The sequence below is a fragment of the Billgrantia gudaonensis genome, from assembly GCF_900100195.1.
Lineage (GTDB): Bacteria > Pseudomonadota > Gammaproteobacteria > Pseudomonadales > Halomonadaceae > Halomonas > Halomonas gudaonensis.
In genome coordinates this window covers 124136-140727 of record NZ_FNES01000001.1, presented here as the reverse complement: position 1 = coordinate 140727, position 16592 = coordinate 124136, and the positions used below count along the sequence as shown (strand labels likewise).

Sequence of the window (16592 nt, the reverse complement as noted above, 5' to 3'; positions counted from 1 at the left end):
GAGGCGGCCGCCGTGAGCAGCAATGCGCCCCAACAGCCGGTGCGCGACCTGCGCTTCTTCCTGACGGTACCTCATGCCTGCAGCTACCTGGCAGGGCGAGAGGCCACCACCCTCTTCCTCGACCCTCAGGAATCCCACAGCCAAGGGGTCTACGATGCCTTGGCCCTGCTCGGCTTTCGCCGCAGCGGACGCCATCTCTATCGCCCGCATTGCGAGGGTTGCAGCGCCTGCGTCTCGGCACGCATCCCGGTCGCCGACTTCACGCCCAGCCGCAGCCAGCGCCGTGTCAGGCGCCGCAATGCCGATCTCAGCTGGAGCGTGCGCCCGGCACTCTTCGATGCCGAGCACTATGCGCTCTACGACCGTTACATCCGGACTCGCCACGCCGACGGCGACATGTACCCGCCGAGCCACGAGCAGTACCGTACCTTCCTGACGCTGGACGAGCCCTACGCCCGCCTCATGGAATTCCGCCTGGGCCAGCGGCTGCTCGGGGTAGCAGCTTTCGACCATCTCGATCATGGCCTCTCGGCGATCTATACCTTCTTCGACCCAGACCCGGAATGGAACCGGCGCTCGCTGGGCACCCTGGCGATCCTCAGCCTGGTCGCCCATGCTCAACACTTGGAGCTGCCACACCTCTATCTGGGCTACTGGATCCGCGAGTGTCGCAAGATGGCCTACAAGGAAGCGTACCAGCCCCTGGAGATTCTCGACGGCCGCCACTGGCGACGCATGATCGCTACCCGATAGGGGCCTTTCTTTGCCTTGGCGTCCGCCTTGCGGCACAATACCGCGCTATCCTGTCCAGCATGGGCTGGTCGTTGCGGGCATCACGCCCGATCGGTTTCAATCATCATCAGCGAGGAATCGCCTATATGGCACGTGAAGACCATATCGAAATGGAAGGCGTCGTCGTCGATACCCTTCCCAACACCACTTTCCGGGTCGAGCTGGAAAACGGTCACGTGGTGACCGCCCATATCTCGGGCAAGATGCGCAAGAACTACATCCGCATTCTCACCGGCGACAAGGTCAAGGTCGAGCTCACTCCCTATGACCTGACCAAGGGTCGCATCGTCTACCGCTCGCGCTGAGCCCTTTCTCGCGTCCTGCCACAGCGCCGCACGCCGGAGCCCCGTAGCCGAGATCGGCAAACCGCATACGAGACAACGCCCCGTCCGTAGACAGGGCGATGTGTCGTGCTGCCGGTCGCCGAGCGGCCATCAGGGCGCGTCGGCCAACTCCGCTTCCGTGGCCAGGTGCAGCTCGTCGTCTTCCACGCTGACGTGCACCACGCCGCCATGCTCGGAGAGCTCGCCGAACAAGATCAGCTCGGCCAGGGGCTTCTTGAGCTTCTCCTGGATCAGGCGTGCCATGGGACGCGCGCCCATGTCGGGGTCGTAGCCCTTCTCGGCCAGCCAGGCGCGAGCCGCTTCGTCCACGTCGAGCTGCACGCGCTTCTCGTCCAGTTGGGCCTGCAACTCCACCAGGAACTTGTCCACCACGCTGCGCACCACGGTAGTGGGCAGAGAGTGGAACTGGATGATCCCGTCCAGGCGGTTGCGGAACTCCGGCGAGAAGGTCTTGCGGATCACCTCCATGGCATCGGTGGAGTGATCCTGGGTCTGGAAGCCGATCGAACGGCGCGTGGCCTGCTCGACCCCGGCATTGGAGGTCATGATCAGGATCACATGGCGGAAGTCCGCCTCACGGCCGTTGTTGTCGGTCAACCGGCCATGATCCATCACCTGCAGCAGCAGGTTGAAGACCTCGGGATGCGCCTTCTCGATCTCGTCGAGCAGCAGCACGCAGTGAGGCTGCTTGGTGATCGCCTCGGTCAAGAGCCCTCCCTGGTCGTAGCCCACGTAGCCAGGGGGCGCGCCGATCAGCCGCGACACCGTGTGCCGCTCCATGTACTCCGACATGTCGAAGCGCACCAGCTCGATGCCCATGATGTGCGACAGCTGCCGAGCGACCTCGGTCTTGCCCACCCCGGTAGGGCCAGCGAACAGGAAGCTGCCTACCGGCTTGTCCGGCGACTTGAGGCCGGCACGCGACAGCTTGATGGCCGCCGCCAGGCTGTCGATCGCCTCGTCCTGACCGAACACCAGCATCTTGAGGTCGCGGTCGAGGTTTTCGAGCAGCTTGCGGTCGGAGCTGGAGACGCTCTTCGGCGGGATGCGTGCGATGGAAGCCACCACCGCCTCGACCTGGTCGACATCGATGGTGTCGACGCGCACCTCGGGCGGCAACAACCGCTGATGGGCGCCGGCCTCGTCGATCACGTCGATCGCCTTGTCGGGCAGGTGGCGATCGTTGATGTAGCGGTCCGCCAGGCGCGCGGCACTCTCCAGGGCGCCGTCGGTGTACTTGAGCTGGTGGTGCTCCTCGAAGCGCGAGCGCAGCCCCTTGAGGATACGGATGGTATCCTCAACCGAGGGCGCCATGACGTCCACCTTCTGGAAACGGCGCGCCAGGGCCCGATCCTTCTCGAAGATGCCGCGGAACTCCTGGAAAGTGGTGGAGCCGATGCAGCGCAGCTCGCCCGAGGAGAGCAGCGGCTTGAGCAGGTTGGAGGCATCCATCACGCCACCAGAGGCGGCACCGGCACCGATGACGGTGTGGATCTCATCGATGAACAGGACGGCGTTGGGTTGCTTGCGCAGCTCGGCGAGCAGACTCTTGAGGCGCTTCTCGAAGTCGCCACGGTACTTGGTGCCGGCCAGCAGCGCCCCCATGTCGAGCGCGTAGACCACCGCATCGCCGATCACTTCCGGCACGTCTTCCTCGACCACGCGTTTGGCCAGTCCCTCGGCGATGGCAGTCTTGCCTACGCCGGCCTCGCCCACCAACAGCGGGTTGTTCTTGCGCCGCCGCGCCAGGATCTGAATGACGCGCTCGAGCTCGTGGTCGCGGCCGATCAGCGGGTCGATCTTGCCCAGCCGGGCCTGCTCGTTGAGGTTGGTGGCGTAGCCGGTCAACGGGTTGGTGTTGGCCTCGGCACCGCCTTCCTCGACCTCCTCGGACTCCGGCGATGGCGAAGAAGGGTTCTGACCGTGGCCGGCCACCTTGGAAATGCCGTGGGCGATATAATTGACCGCATCCACACGCGCCACGTTCTGCTGTTTCAGGAAGTAGACCGCCTGGCTCTCCTGCTCGGAGAAGATCGCCACCAGCACGTTGGCCCCGGTCACCTCGCTCTTGCCGGATGACTGCACGTGGAAGACCGCACGCTGCAGTACGCGCTGGAAGCCCAGGGTGGGCTGGGTTTCACGATCGCCCTGATCCTCGGGGATCAGCGGGGTCGTGGAGTTGATGAAGTCCTGCAGGTCGGACCGCAGCTTGTCGAGGTTGGCCCCGCAGGCCCTTAGCACGTCTGCGGCCGAGGCGTTGTCGAGCAGGGCCAGCAGAAGGTGCTCCACGGTCATGAACTCGTGCCGCTTGGAGCGCGCCACGGTAAAGGCCGTGTTCAGGGTCAGTTCAAGTTCTTTGCTCAGCATGGCAGTCCCCTTCTCGCCGCCTAGGGCTTGCGTCGGATCTTTCACAGTCCGGCATCAATCAACATCGGGCACAAACGCGGCCGTTGCAAGTCGGGCACTCAACGTCGCCATTCACATCCCGTCTGACCATGCCAGCCGTCAGTCCGTTGCCTCGGTATCGCACAGCAACGGGTGCTGACACTCTCTTGCATATTGATTGACCTGATGGCTTTTGGTTTCCGCGATGTCGCGGGTAAAAATGCCGCAGGTGGCCTTTCCCCGGGTATGCACCGTCATCATGACCTGCACCGCCGTTTCGCCATCCATGTGGAAAAAGGTCTGTAGAACCTCCACCACGAACTCCATGGGGGTGAAGTCGTCGTTGTGCAACACCACCTTGTACATCGGCGGGCGGGCCAGCTCCGGGTCCGAGGATTGCACGGACAGGTCGCCGTCATCATCCTCCTGGGGCCGCGAGGGTTGCGTCATGCCAGCGACACCGCCCATCGCCACTCGGTCCCACGGACCATCTTTCTTGAACATAAGAGCCACATACCCTCTCGACAAGCCGCACGCCATCGTACACCTCCAACGCAATTGGACGGCATGGCGCCGGCGGGGTTCACCGAATATCTCATCATCTGCCGAAACCGCAGCCGGTTACAACGCAAGGGCCCCTGTCCACCGTCTGGCGGACAGGGGCCCCACGGCACGCCGTCGATGTCACATGTTGTCGGCGACGGCCTGACCGAATTCGGAACACTTGAGCAGCTTGGCGTTATCCATCAGGCGGTGGAAGTCGTAGGTCACTTCGCCCTTGGAGATGGCTTTTTCCATGCCCTTGAGTACCAGATCGGCCGCCTCGAACCAGCCCATGTGACGCAGCATCATCTCAGCGGAGAGGATCAGCGAGCCGGGGTTGACCTTGTCCTGGCCAGCATACTTCGGCGCGGTGCCGTGGGTGGCCTCGAACATGCCCACGGCGTCGGAGAGGTTGGCACCCGGGGCGATGCCGATGCCGCCCACCTCGGCCGCCAGGGCGTCGGAGAGATAATCGCCGTTGAGGTTCAGAGTGGCGATGACGTCGTACTCGGCCGGACGCAGCAGGATCTGCTGAAGCATGGCGTCGGCGATCACGTCCTTGACCACGATCTCCTTGCCGTTCTTGGGGTTCTTGAAGGTCATCCAGGGGCCGCCGTCGAGCAGTTCGGCGCCGAACTCCTCCTTGGCCAGCTCATAGCCCCAGTCCTTGAAGGAGCCTTCGGTGAACTTCATGATGTTGCCCTTGTGCACCAGGGTCACCGACTCGCGGTCGTTGTCCACGGCGTACTGCAGGGCCTGGCGCACCAGCCGCTTGGTACCCTCCACGGAGACCGGCTTGACGCCGATGCCGCAGTTCTCGGGGAAGCGGATGTTCTGAACGCCCATCTCTTCACGCAGGAACTTGATCACCTTGTCGGCTTCCGGGGTCCCGGCCTTCCACTCGATACCGGCATAGATGTCCTCGGAGTTCTCGCGGAAGATCACCATGTCGACATCGGCGGGCTTCTTGACCGGGCTGGGCACGCCTTCGAACCAACGCACCGGGCGCAGGCAGGTGTAGAGATCGAGCTTCTGACGCAGCGCCACGTTCAGGGAGCGGATGCCGCCGCCCACGGGAGTGGTCAGCGGCCCCTTGATGGAGACGACGTAGTCCTTGACGGCTTCGAGGGTCTCTTCGGGCAGCCAGGTGTCGGCATCGTAGACCTGGGTGGCCTTCTCGCCGGCGTAGACCTCCATCCAGTGTATCTTGCGCTCGCCGCCATAGGCCTTCTGCACCGCCGAATCGATGGCGATCTTCATGGCGGGCGTCACGTCCATGCCGATGCCATCACCCTCGATGAACGGAATGATCGGCTCATTGGGCACGTTCAGGGTGTTGTCAGCGTTGACGGTGATCTTCTGGCCGCCTTCTGGGACGACGATTTTCTGGAACCCCATTGAGAACTCCCCTGTCTGGTCTGTTCAGTGGAGCGCGGAGTATAGCATTCACCGCGCGGATCGGAGTAGGCTTGGAGCGAGTTTTGTCGACAATCCATGGTAGCAAGACCTTGGTCGAATGAGCGCACTTTACCTGCTGCACAAGCCCTACCGCATGCTTTCGCAGTTCACCGATCGCCAGCGCGGCGAGGGTGAGCGGCGTGCGACCCTGGCCGAGGTCATCGACGTGCCCGGCATCTACCCGGCCGGCCGGCTCGACTACGATTCGGAAGGCCTGCTGCTGCTCTCGGGCGACGGTGAACTGATCCATCGCATCAGCGATCCGCGCCACAAGCAGCCCAAGACCTACCGCGTCCAGGTGGAGGACACTCCCGGCGACGACGCCTTGAAGGCCCTGCGTCGCGGCGTCGAACTCGCCGACGGACCGACCCGGCCCGCCAAGGTGCGCCGGATCGACACGCCCGATCTGCCCGAGCGCCAACCGCCGGTGTCCGCCAAACGCCATCCGACCACTGCCTGGCTGGAACTCACGCTCACCGAAGGACGCAATCGCCAGGTACGCCGCATGACCGCGCACGTCGGTCACCCCACCCTGCGCCTGGTGCGCGTGGCCATCGGACCCTGGCGGCTCGACGGGCTGGCACCCGGCCAGTGGCGGCGCGAGGCACTGCATGCCCCACGCCGCTCGTCACCTCGGAGGAGACGCCGATGAATCGCTGGCAGCCCCACGTCACCGTGGCCACCGTGGTGGAGCGCGCCGGCCGTTTCCTGATGGTGGAGGAGCGCCCCGACGGCGGAGAAACGCGCTTCAATCAACCGGCCGGGCACCTGGAACCCGGCGAACGCATCCGCGAGGGGGCTCTGCGCGAGCTGCGCGAGGAGACCGCCTGGCAGGTCGGCATTACCGACTATCTGGGCATGTACGTCTATGAAGCCCCGAGCGGCGCCACCTTCCATAGCCACGGCTTCTTCGGAATGGCGCTGGCCCATCTCGGCACGCCACTGGACCCCAACATTCTCGGCGTGCACTGGCTGACCCTGGAGGAACTGGAAGCGCTGGAGCGTGCCGGCCAGTTGAGAAGCCCCCTGGTCATGCGCCGCGTACGCGATGCCCTGGCAGGGAAGTTCTATCCCATGGACGTGATCCACGAGCGCTGAAGCTTCCCGGAGAGTGGCGGCCAGCTACTGCTCGACGAAGAGAAGGCGGTACAGGGCCGGGATCACCAGCAGGGTCAGCAGCGTCGAGGCGACGAGCCCCGAGATGATCGCCCAGGCCATCGGCGGCCACAGCGTCGACTGGGTCAGCGTCAGCGGCACCAGGCCAACCACCGTCGTGGCCATGGTGAGCAGCACCGGCCGCGTGCGCCGCGACACTGCCGAGACCACCGCCTCGTCGACGGCCAGCCCCTGGCGTCGATTGGCATTCATCAGGTCGATCAGCACGATGGCGTTGTTGACCACGATGCCGACCAGCGCCACCACGCCGAGAATGGCGGTGAAACCGAACGGCTGCCCGGCAAGCCAAAGCCCCGGCACTACGCCGATCAATGCCAGCGGCACGCTGGCGAGCACGATCCCGAGCTGGCGAAAGGAATTGAACTGTGCCAGCAGGAACACCACCAGCAGAAGGCCGCCGATAGGCAGCGTCTGAAACAGTGCGGTGTTGGCATCGCCGGCCGACTCCGCCGCTCCCCCGACGGTGTAGCCGACCCCGGGTGGTAGATCGAGCGTTTCCAGTCGCGGCAGGATCTCGTCGAGCACGCCGCCGTAGGTCCAGCCATCGGCCACCTCGGCCAGCACGGACGTCATGCGCCGCAGGCCGCGATGCTGTATCACCGCGGGGCGCCAGGCCAGCTCCAGGGAAGCGATTTCGCCGAGCGGCACCGTACGACCGTCGGCTGCGGCCAGGCGCAGCCCCTCGAGCCCCTCGATGGAGAAGCGCTCGCCCTCCGGCGCACGCACCAGCAGCGGCGCAGGGTCGCGGCCGGCTCGCCAGGTGCTGACCTTGACGCCGCGGCTGGCGCCAGCCAGCGCCATGGCCACGTCGCGCCGCGAAAGTCCATACTCGGCGGCGCGGGCATCATCGGTTTCGACCTGCAGCGTAGCCAGCCCTTCGCCCAGGCGATGGCGTGCATCGCGGGCGCCCTCGGCCTCGCGAACCACGCTGAGGATACGGCCAGCGGCGTCGGCCAGCGCAGCCCGGTCCTGCGCATAGACGCGAATCTCCACTGGCGCCTCTACGGGCGGCCCCTGCCCCAGTCGCCGGGCCACCACCTCGGCCTCGGGCAGCCGCTGCGGTGCCACCGCCCGCACCCATGCCATCAGGCCCGCCAGGTCATCGGCGCCTTCGGCTTCCACCACCAACCGCGCCAGATGCGACTGGTGTGGCTGCTCGACCAGGTTGTAATAGAAGCGCGGCCCGCTGAAACCGACGAAACGATGCACCGCCTGCACCGCGGGCCGTTCGGCCAGTGCCGTGGCCAGGACCTCGGCCTGGAAGGCAGTGACATCGAGATGGGTGCCTTCGGGAAAGTTGAGATCGACGACCAGCTGGTTGCGATCGGTGTCGGGAAAGAAATCCTGATCGAGCAGCGGCATCATCGCCACGGCGCCTGCCAGCAGCGCACCGGCCGCTGCCAGCACCCAGGCCGGCCAGCGCACGGCGAACCGCCCGATGCTCCCGCCCATTGCACGGAGCCTCTCGCGGCGCGCCTGCGGGCGAGGCTTGAGTAGGCCGGCGGCGAAGATCGGCGTGACGAATACGGCATAGAGATAGCTCACCGCCAGGGTCAGCATCACCATGATCGGAATGGCACGGGTGAAGTCGGCCGTGTTGCCGCTCGAGAGCAGCAGCGGGACGAAAGCCGCCAGGGTCGTGCCGGTGGCTGCCAGCAGCGGTGTCGCCAGCTCACGCACGGAGCGCGTGACGGCCTGAATGGCCGTGCGTCCCTGATCGCGGTACCACTGGATGTTCTCGACCATGACGATGGCATTGTCCACCAGCATGCCGAGTGCGATGACCATGCCGGCCACTGCAATCTGGTGCAGTACGCCGCCACCCATGGCGTAGAGGGCCAGAGAAGAAAAGGTGACCAGGGGCACGATCATCATGACGGCAAGCCCCAGCCGCAGCCCCATGGCCAGGAACAGCAAGGCGCCGAGGATGCCGATGCCCAGCAGCAGCGAGACGCCGAGCTCCGCCAGCCGCCGCTCGACCCAGCGCGGCTGGTAGAAGGTTTCTTCGATCGTGAGCGGCGCATAGGCCGGACGCAATTCTTCCACCAGCGCTCGCAACCGCTTGCCGAAGCGCACGGCGTTGACCCGATCGTTTGAGAGCACCAACCCCAGCGCCACCGCCGGCCGGCCATCGTGCCACATGCGCTCGGTGGCCGGCTGCTGGACGGTGAGATTCACATCGGCCAGCTCGCCAAGAGGCACCTGGTCGCCGTGCACGGTGCGTATGGGCGTGGCGGCCAGTTCCTCCAGCGAGCCGAGTTCGCTGCGCGGGTCGAGCACCAGCGAGCGCCCAGCGACCGCCAGGCTTCCACCGGGAGCGGTCCGGTTGCGCGCGGCCAGTTGGTCACCGAGCGCACCGGCATCGAGCCCGGTCAGCTCGGCCAGGGTATCGTCCCAACCGATCACCACCTGCTGCCCGGGGTCGGCCAGCAGGTCGATGCGGGCGATTTCCGGGAGCCGGAACAGATCCCGGCGCAGCCGCTTGGCTGCCTCGCGCAGCTCGAGCAGGTCGTCGGAACCGGTCACTGCCAGTACGATGCCATGGGCATCGGAGTCCCGGTCGCTGATCTCGGCCTCGCCGACGCCGTCGGGAAATTCTCGGCTCGCCCGATCCACGGCAATGCGCACTCGCTCCCAGGCGGCATCGGTATCGTAGACGCTCTCATGCATCTCGAGCGTTATGTGAGCCACGCCGAGACGAGCGGTACCGATGATGTCGTTGACGTCTTCGATCTGGGCCAGCTCCTCTTCCAGCGGATTGAGAACCAGCCGCTCGACCTGCTCCGGCTCCGCCCCGGGGTAGGGCACCAGCACCCGGCCGAAGCGATAGGGAAAGAAGGGATCCTCCTGGCGATCCATCGCCACCCAGGCTGCCAGCCCCAACAGGGCCAGCAGCATCGTGATGCTGAGACTGAGCCGTTTGTATCGCAACGAGGCGAGCAGCCAGCTCATGGCAGCACCCCCACCTGCATGCCCTCCTCCACACGTCCCTGCCCGGCCGTCACCACCCGGTCGCCGGGGCTGAGCGCAGCAGATGACACCGACACCCAACCGTCGGCGAGGCGACCTGCCGTCACGGCAACGTGTCGCACCGTATCGTCTTCGCTCAGCACCAGGACGTACGGGGCATGGCCACCGGGATCGATCACCGCCGTCAGTGGCACCTGCATGACCGGCCCCGCGACCAGAGGAAGCCGAACCCGCAGCGACTCCCCGAGCGCCGGAGCAGGCTCGGCTTCGATAGTTACGATGACGGGGGCCATGGCGCCATCCGCACGACCGACATGGGCGACCCGCCCTGCCATGCGCTGCACCCTGGACATCGCTGTCAGCGTGGCTTCCTGTCCTACCTCGATCCGAGCGACGAGACGCCCCGGCACACGAATTTCGACCTCGCGTCCGGCGAGTCCGGCCAACTTCAGGACGGGCTCGCCGGCGGCGACGAAATCGCCGGGCTCGATCAGCAGGTCGGTCACTTCGGCATCGAAAGGGGCACGCAAGGTCAGCTCGTCGAGCTGTGCCCGGGCCTCGTCACGCTGCGCCAGGGCGCGTTCACGAGCCTGGGCGGCGGCCTCGTGCTCCGCAAGCAGGCGGTCCCGTTCCTCCTCGGCAATGAGGTTGCGTTCATGCAGGGTACGGACACGCTCCACGTCACGTTTCAGGCGGCCAAGACTGGCATCGAGTTCACGAACTCGGGCCTCGGCAGCCACCAGCGCCGGCGCCATGGCCGGATGGTGCAGCGTGGCCAGCAGCTCGCCCTGTGCCACCCGCTGCCCTCGCACCACGTGCCGCTCGCGCAGCACACCGCCATGCAGGAAAGCCGGCGCCGCGCGCTCGCTGGCCCGTACCGTACCGGGGAAGCGATACCTCACCTCCTGCTGCGCCAGGCGCACGGTTTCGCTGCGCACCCAGGGTAGCGGCTCCTCGATCCGCTCGACCTGCGCAGGAGCCCCATAGCAGCCCATCAACAACGCCGCCAACAGCATCGATATGGCCACCGGGCCCCCTTTCACCGCCCTTCGCATCGCCTCCCCTCCCTTCATGAACTGGTCGACCGGTCAGTTGCTGGCACAAAAAAAAGCTCACGAACGAGGCGTCACGCCTTCCATGAAGATCTTGAGGAAATCTTCCAGGAACGCCTCGTCGTCCCCCATGCCCGGCCAGTGCTCGTGATGACACTTGGCCTCGAACCACTGGGTGCAGGTCATCACGAACATGGCAATCACGTGGGTGGGGTTGATGTCCTGGCGCAGCATGCCGCGCCTCTGGGCCTGGCGAACCCACTCGGCCCCTGCGCCGACGAGCTGGTTGTCGAGTTCGCCGCAGTGACTGTCGCCTTCCAGGTGGGTCCAGGCGAACAGCCGCACCACGCCGGGATTGTCACGCAGGAAATGAAAGTAGGCTTCCACCGAGCGGCGCAGCAGTGCGGCATCCGGCTCGCCGGCCTCCTCGAGCATGGCCATCTGGGCCGTGAAGTAGCGCTCGAAGGCGCGATTCTTGACCGCCTCCCACAACTGCTCCTTGCTGCCGAAATGGTGGTGAATCAAGCTCTTGGTAACCTCGGCCGAGCGCGCCAGCTCGCTGAGCTTGACGGCGGAGAAGCCATGTTCGACGAACAGTGCCTCTGCCGCGTCGAGAATGCGCACGCGGGTCAGCTCGGGGTCACGGGTCTGGGATCTTGGGTTCATGACGCAACGATAGTCTTGATTGGCCGACCGGTCAATAACGTCGTTTTCCCGAGCGACGTCCTCACCAGATGAAGGTCCGCGGCAACATGAGGTATAATCCACGCCCATTTATGATCCACCAATTCCGTGAGCGCCCATGACCGCCACCCCTGGCAAGGTGATCGTCGGCATGTCCGGCGGCGTCGACTCCTCCGTCTCCGCCCTGCTGCTGCTCGAGCAGGGCTATCGAGTCGAAGGCCTGTTCATGAAGAACTGGGACGAAGACGACGGGACCGAATACTGCACCGCCAAGGCCGACCTGGCGGACGCCGAAGCCGTGTGCGAGAAACTCGGAATCAAGTTGCATACGGCCAACTTCGCCGCCGAGTACTGGGACAACGTCTTCGAGCACTTCCTGGCCGAATACCGGGCCGGGCGTACGCCGAATCCGGACATCCTGTGCAACCGCGAGATCAAGTTCAAGGTGTTCCTGGAGTACGCCGAGATGCTCGGTGCCGACAAGATCGCCACCGGGCATTACGTCCGCCAGCGCGAAGCGCGAGGCAGCATCGACGGCCAGCTCCGTCCGCGCCTGCTCAAGGGGCTCGACGCCAACAAGGACCAGAGCTACTTCCTGCACGCCGTGCCGGAAGCCGCCATCGCCCGTACGCTCTTCCCGGTGGGCGAGCTGGAAAAACCCGAGGTGCGTGCACTGGCCGAGCGCCATGGCCTGGCCACCGCCCGCAAGAAGGACTCCACCGGCATCTGCTTCATCGGCGAGCGGCGCTTCCGCGACTTTCTCAAGCAGTACCTTCCCGCCCAGCCCGGGGTGATCGCAACGCCGGAGGGCGACGTGATCGGCGAACACATGGGCCTGATGTACTACACCCTGGGCCAGCGTCAGGGACTGGGCATCGGTGGCCTGGCCGACTACCCCGAAGAGCCCTGGTACGTGGCCGCCAAGGATCTCGAACGCAACGTCCTCGTTGCCGTGCAAGGCAAGCATCACCCCTTGCTCTACACCGACGGCCTGGCTACCGAAGCCATGGAGTGGATCGCCGGCGCGCCGCCCGCCGACGCTGGACGCCTCACCGCCAAGGTGCGCTACCGCCAGGCCGACGTGCCCTGTACTTTCCGCACGCGGGAGGATGGCGGCGTGGAGGTTCGCTTCGATGATCCTCAGCGCGCCGTCACCCCCGGCCAGTCGCTGGTGCTCTACGATGGCGAGATCTGCCTCGGCGGCGGAGTGATTCGCAACGCCTGGAACACCACGGAGGGTCGCCCATGACCGTCACCACCCCGATTCATCGCGCCCCGGATTCGCCGGTGGCCCGCCAGGCGCTGGCACTCGCCGGCGTCTTCCAGGCGGCCAGCCTGGTCGACGAACTGGCCCGTACCGGCCAGGTCGAGCCTCGCCCCTGGGAGACACTCATCGAAGCCACCGTGGATACCAGCCCGGAGAGCTTCGAAGCCATTTACGGCGGCCACCCCAACAACCTGCGCCGCGGCCTCGAAGTGCTCGAGGCGGTGATCGGACGTCGGCAGGCCAACCCCGCCGTGCTGCGCTACGGCTTCTCGATGCTGATGCTGATGAACAAGCTGCGCAGCAACACGGCCATGATGGACGCATTGGGCGAGAAACTGACCCGGATCCAGGGTCAGGCCGAACACTTCGGCCCCACCCACGAGAACGTCATCGCCAGCCTCGGCGAGGCCTATCAGGAGACTCTCTCCACGTTCAAGACGCGCATCGTGGTTCAGGGCGATCCTTCGCTGTTGCAGAACCGCATGATGCCCGAGCGGGTGCGCGCCATCCTGCTGGCCGGCATCCGCTTCGCCTTGCTCTGGCACCAGCAGGGCGGCCGGCGCTGGAAACTGGTTTTCCAGCGCAGCGCTCTCAAGAAGGCACTGGACCAGTTGAACTGACCGCGCATCTCCACCACCGACCCGGAACTCGACCATGCAAGCCGCCGACCTGCCACTCTCCTCCCTCACCGCTCTCTCTCCCGTGGACGGACGTTATGCCGCCAAGGCCGCCGCCCTGCGCGAGCACTTCAGCGAGTTCGGACTGATCCGCGCCCGGGTCACCGTCGAGGTGCGCTGGCTGCAGCGTCTCGCCGAGCAGCCCGGCATCACCGAAGTGCCGCCGCTCTCCGCCGAGGCCACCGCCTTCCTCGAAGGGCTGATCCGCGACTTCTCGGTGGCAGACGCCGAACGCATCAAGGCGATCGAAGCCACCACCAATCACGACGTCAAGGCGGTGGAGTACTTCCTCAAGGAGCGGATCGCCGAGGTGCCGGAACTGCACGCCATCAGCGAGTTCGTGCACTTCGCCTGCACCAGCGAGGACATCAACAACCTCTCCCACGGCGTGATGCTCACCGACGGCCTCCGGGCCTTGCTGCCGGTGATGCACAGGCTCGCCGACGCCATCGCCGCGCTGGCCCATGAGCACGCCGAACTGGCGATGCTCTCGCGCACCCACGGCCAGACGGCGAGCCCCACCACGCTGGGCAAGGAGATGGCCAACCTCGCTTACCGCCTGCGCCGCCAGCTCGCGCAGATCGAGAGCGTCGAGATCCTGGGGAAGATCAACGGCGCGGTGGGCAACTACAACGCCCACCTGGCCACCTACCCGGAAGTCGACTGGGAGGCCAACGCCCGCACCTTCGTCGAAGGCCTGGGGCTGACCTTCAACCCCTTCACCACTCAGATCGAGCCCCATGACTACATCGCCGAACTGTTCGATGCGGTGTGCCGCTTCAACACCATCCTCATCGACTTCGACCGCGACGTCTGGGGCTACATCTCGCTGGGCTACTTCAAGCAGAAGACGGTCGAGGGCGAGATCGGCTCCTCGACCATGCCCCACAAGGTGAACCCCATCGACTTCGAGAACTCCGAAGGCAACCTGGGGCTTGCCAACGCCATTCTCGGCCACCTGGCCCAGAAGCTGCCGATCTCCCGCTGGCAGCGCGACCTCACCGACTCCACGGTACTGCGCAACCTGGGCGTCGGCTTGGCCTACGGCCTAATCGCCTACGAGGCCTCGCTCAAGGGCATCGGCAAGCTCGAGGCCAACCCGGCACGCATCGCCGAGGACCTCGACGCCAGCTGGGAGGTGCTCGCCGAACCGATCCAGACGGTGATGCGCCGCTACGGCATCGAGAAGCCCTACGAGAAGCTCAAGGAGCTGACCCGCGGCAAACGCATCGATCAGCCCGGCTTCGCCGCCTTCATCGACACCCTCGAACTCCCCGAGGCGGTAAAGGAAGAGCTCAAGGCGCTAACACCGGCCAACTACATCGGCAACGCCAGCGAGCAAGCCCGCAAGCTATAAGCCGGAAGCTGGAAGAGCTGACACCACCAAGGTGAGCGGCGCCGGCGACAGGCCGTAGAGGGGGTCTTTATGCCATGGATGGCAAAAGTAGCGTACAGGGATGTATTTACAGCGCCCCCTCGCAGGCCTGTCGCCGGAACAGCCGCGACTCGAAGCCACCCACGGCTTCAGCATTGCAAGAGGTAGTGCCCATGTCCTCCAATACCTCCCTATCGATGCTCGGCGGCCTGACCGCCGCCGAGTTCCTGCGCGACCACTGGCAGCGCAAGCCGCTGCTGATCCGCGGCGCCTTTCCCGACTTTCAATGCCCGCTCGACCCCGACGAGCTGGCTGGCCTCGCCTGCGAGGAGGGCATCGAGGCGCGGATCGTCGAAGAGCATGGCAGCGATGGCCCCTGGCAGGTGAGCCACGGCCCCTTCGACGAGGCCGTGTTCGCCGAGCTGCCCGAACGCGACTGGACGCTGTTGGTGCAGGCCGTGGACCACTACGTGCCGGAAGTGGCCGAGCTGCTCGATCGGTTCGACTTTCTGCCCCGCTGGCGACTCGACGACATCATGATCAGCTACGCCCCGCCGGGCGGCAGCGTCGGTCCCCATGTCGACCAGTACGACGTCTTCCTGCTCCAGGGCAGCGGCCAACGGCGCTGGCAACTGGGCGGCAAGGTGGCCGACGATGCACCGATCGTCGCCGGCATCGACCTGCGCATTCTCGAACGTTTCGAGGTGACGCCAGGAGACGACTGGGTTCTCGAGCCCGGCGACATGCTCTACCTACCGCCCGGCTGGGCACACCACGGCGTCAGCCAGTCCGACGACTGCCTGACCCTCTCGGTGGGCTTCCGCGCTCCCTCCGCGGACGAAGCCATCACCTCCTTTGCCGACTACCTCGGCGAGCAGTTGCCCGCTTCGCTACGCTACGCCGACCCCGACCTGGCGCCTCCCGAAGACCCCGGCGAGCTGGACGATGCCGCCGTGGAACGCATGCGACGCCTGATTCTCGACACTCTCGACGACCCCGCCCAACTCACCCAGTGGTTCGGTCGCGCGATGACCCAACCCAAGTACGTCGACCAGCTCGTTCCCAGCGAAACACCGACCCCGATCGACGACCTTGTCGCCGCACTACACGATGGTGAAGTTCTGCAACACATGCCCGGCTCACGCTTCGCCTGGCATGACCTGGGCAACGGGCGCGCGACGCTGTTCGCCGATGGCGATGGCATCGCCTGCGAGCGGAAACTGGCTCAGGCCCTGTGCACGAACGCCCCGCTGGACGCCGAGCTGCTCGACATCCCCGGCGCCGCCGAGACGATCGCCACCCTGCTGGATGCAGGCAGCCTCGGCTGGATCGACGCCGAGCGAGAGGAGTAGATGCGAGGCCTGCCGCTGGATCGGTCCCGAGTACAAGAAACGTGAGAGGTGAAAGATGACGCACTCGCTGGAGATCCGCGAAGGTGGCTGGGAGACGTTGGGGCCCGAGGCTACCGAGATCCGCCGCGTGGTATTCATCGAAGAGCAGAACGTCCCCCGAGAAGAGGAGTGGGACGGTCGCGATCACGACTGCATCCACTTCCTCGCTCTGCTCGATGACCAACCGGTGGGGACCGCCAGGCTGTTGCCCGATGCCCATATCGGACGTGTCGCCGTGCTCACCGAGGCCCGCGGCCTCGGCATCGGCGTGGCACTGATGCGTGCCGCCATCGATGCGGCACGTCGCGAAGGCCACCGCGCCGTGGAACTCGCTGCCCAGACCCACGCCTTGCCTTTCTACTCGCGGCTCGGCTTCCAAGCCTTCGGCGGCGAGTTCATGGACGCCGGCATTCCGCATCGCAACATGCGGCTTTCCTTCACGTGGTGACGTTTTCGATCCAGCGAAATTCGACTACAG

The 16592-nt window shown here is 65.7% G+C and carries 15 protein-coding genes; 9 read left to right on the top strand and 6 right to left on the bottom strand.

Features of this window, described 5'->3' with window-relative positions:
• The first annotated feature begins 12 nt into the window (after positions 1-12).
• Complete coding sequence (locus tag BLP96_RS00640; RefSeq protein ID WP_089682055.1) at positions 13-753, top strand: arginyltransferase; 741 nt, start codon at positions 13-15, stop codon at positions 751-753.
• A gap of 125 nt (positions 754-878) precedes the next feature.
• A complete protein-coding gene (infA, locus tag BLP96_RS00635; protein ID WP_010627817.1) occupies positions 879-1097 on the top strand; it encodes a translation initiation factor IF-1 in 219 nt (72 codons plus the stop codon).
• A gap of 129 nt (positions 1098-1226) precedes the next feature.
• Here the strand turns inward: infA and clpA are convergent, their stop codons facing one another.
• The 3 genes from clpA to icd all read right to left on the bottom strand — a co-directional run bounded on the left by clpA (position 1227) and on the right by icd (position 5462).
• The gene (clpA, locus tag BLP96_RS00630) at positions 1227-3503 is read right to left on the bottom strand and encodes an ATP-dependent Clp protease ATP-binding subunit ClpA (protein WP_089682052.1); all 2277 of its coding nucleotides are present in this window, start codon (positions 3501-3503) and stop codon (positions 1227-1229) included.
• Positions 3504-3641: 138 nt separating this feature from the next.
• On the bottom strand, positions 3642-4025 hold the full coding sequence (gene clpS / locus BLP96_RS00625) for an ATP-dependent Clp protease adapter ClpS (protein WP_176761420.1): 384 nt from the start codon (positions 4023-4025) through the stop codon (positions 3642-3644).
• 180 nt (positions 4026-4205) lie between these two features.
• Positions 4206-5462, bottom strand: coding sequence for an NADP-dependent isocitrate dehydrogenase (gene icd, locus BLP96_RS00620; protein ID WP_089682051.1), 1257 nt, complete (start codon positions 5460-5462; stop codon positions 4206-4208).
• Positions 5463-5580: 118 nt separating this feature from the next.
• Between icd and BLP96_RS00615 the strand changes: the two genes are divergently transcribed.
• Complete coding sequence (locus tag BLP96_RS00615) at positions 5581-6174, top strand: pseudouridine synthase (protein ID WP_089682049.1); 594 nt, start codon at positions 5581-5583, stop codon at positions 6172-6174.
• Positions 6171-6620, top strand: coding sequence for an NUDIX domain-containing protein (locus tag BLP96_RS00610; RefSeq protein WP_089682047.1), 450 nt, complete (start codon positions 6171-6173; stop codon positions 6618-6620). The genes BLP96_RS00615 and BLP96_RS00610 overlap by 4 nt, the downstream gene beginning before the upstream one ends.
• A 24-nt stretch (positions 6621-6644) precedes the next feature.
• On the opposite strand, the gene BLP96_RS00605 is transcribed toward BLP96_RS00610, so the two are convergent.
• The 3 genes from BLP96_RS00605 to BLP96_RS00595 are packed head-to-tail and all read right to left on the bottom strand — an operon-like array spanning position 6645 to position 11386.
• On the bottom strand, positions 6645-9650 hold the full coding sequence (locus BLP96_RS00605) for an efflux RND transporter permease subunit (RefSeq protein WP_089682044.1): 3006 nt from the start codon (positions 9648-9650) through the stop codon (positions 6645-6647).
• On the bottom strand, positions 9647-10723 hold the full coding sequence (locus BLP96_RS00600; RefSeq protein ID WP_176761419.1) for an efflux RND transporter periplasmic adaptor subunit: 1077 nt from the start codon (positions 10721-10723) through the stop codon (positions 9647-9649). The genes BLP96_RS00605 and BLP96_RS00600 overlap by 4 nt, the downstream gene beginning before the upstream one ends.
• A 57-nt stretch (positions 10724-10780) precedes the next feature.
• The gene (locus BLP96_RS00595) at positions 10781-11386 is read right to left on the bottom strand and encodes a TetR/AcrR family transcriptional regulator (RefSeq protein ID WP_176761418.1); all 606 of its coding nucleotides are present in this window, start codon (positions 11384-11386) and stop codon (positions 10781-10783) included.
• A gap of 136 nt (positions 11387-11522) precedes the next feature.
• On the opposite strand from BLP96_RS00595, the gene mnmA reads away from it, so the two are divergent.
• From mnmA to BLP96_RS00570, 5 genes are all read left to right on the top strand, one after another.
• Positions 11523-12653, top strand: a complete 1131-nt coding sequence (gene mnmA, locus BLP96_RS00590) for a tRNA 2-thiouridine(34) synthase MnmA (protein WP_089682038.1) — start codon at positions 11523-11525, stop codon at positions 12651-12653.
• The gene (hflD, locus tag BLP96_RS00585) at positions 12650-13291 is read left to right on the top strand and encodes a high frequency lysogenization protein HflD (RefSeq protein ID WP_089682036.1); all 642 of its coding nucleotides are present in this window, start codon (positions 12650-12652) and stop codon (positions 13289-13291) included. The genes mnmA and hflD overlap by 4 nt, the downstream gene beginning before the upstream one ends.
• 49 nt (positions 13292-13340) lie before the next feature.
• A complete protein-coding gene (gene purB / locus BLP96_RS00580; protein WP_089682553.1) occupies positions 13341-14705 on the top strand; it encodes an adenylosuccinate lyase in 1365 nt (454 codons plus the stop codon).
• 191 nt (positions 14706-14896) lie between these two features.
• Positions 14897-16075, top strand: coding sequence for a cupin domain-containing protein (locus tag BLP96_RS00575; RefSeq protein WP_089682034.1), 1179 nt, complete (start codon positions 14897-14899; stop codon positions 16073-16075).
• Between the two features lie 55 nt (positions 16076-16130).
• A complete protein-coding gene (locus tag BLP96_RS00570) occupies positions 16131-16562 on the top strand; it encodes a GNAT family N-acetyltransferase (protein WP_089682032.1) in 432 nt (143 codons plus the stop codon).
• The last annotated feature ends 30 nt before the right edge of the window (positions 16563-16592 follow it).

Excerpts from the sequence above, each read along its gene's own strand:
- infA (WP_010627817.1), top strand. The coding sequence starts at position 879 with ATGGCACGTGAAGACCATATCGAAATGGAAGGCGTCGTCGTCGATACC.
- clpA (WP_089682052.1), bottom strand. The coding sequence starts at position 3,503 with ATGCTGAGCAAAGAACTTGAACTGACCCTGAACACGGCCTTTACCGTG.
- clpS (WP_176761420.1), bottom strand. The coding sequence starts at position 4,025 with ATGTTCAAGAAAGATGGTCCGTGGGACCGAGTGGCGATGGGCGGTGTC.
- icd (WP_089682051.1), bottom strand. The coding sequence starts at position 5,462 with ATGGGGTTCCAGAAAATCGTCGTCCCAGAAGGCGGCCAGAAGATCACC.
- BLP96_RS00615 (WP_089682049.1), top strand. The coding sequence starts at position 5,581 with ATGAGCGCACTTTACCTGCTGCACAAGCCCTACCGCATGCTTTCGCAG.
- BLP96_RS00610 (WP_089682047.1), top strand. The coding sequence starts at position 6,171 with ATGAATCGCTGGCAGCCCCACGTCACCGTGGCCACCGTGGTGGAGCGC.
- BLP96_RS00605 (WP_089682044.1), bottom strand. The coding sequence starts at position 9,650 with ATGAGCTGGCTGCTCGCCTCGTTGCGATACAAACGGCTCAGTCTCAGC.
- BLP96_RS00600 (WP_176761419.1), bottom strand. The coding sequence starts at position 10,723 with ATGCGAAGGGCGGTGAAAGGGGGCCCGGTGGCCATATCGATGCTGTTG.
- BLP96_RS00595 (WP_176761418.1), bottom strand. The coding sequence starts at position 11,386 with ATGAACCCAAGATCCCAGACCCGTGACCCCGAGCTGACCCGCGTGCGC.
- mnmA (WP_089682038.1), top strand. The coding sequence starts at position 11,523 with ATGACCGCCACCCCTGGCAAGGTGATCGTCGGCATGTCCGGCGGCGTC.
- hflD (WP_089682036.1), top strand. The coding sequence starts at position 12,650 with ATGACCGTCACCACCCCGATTCATCGCGCCCCGGATTCGCCGGTGGCC.
- BLP96_RS00575 (WP_089682034.1), top strand. The coding sequence starts at position 14,897 with ATGTCCTCCAATACCTCCCTATCGATGCTCGGCGGCCTGACCGCCGCC.
- BLP96_RS00570 (WP_089682032.1), top strand. The coding sequence starts at position 16,131 with ATGACGCACTCGCTGGAGATCCGCGAAGGTGGCTGGGAGACGTTGGGG.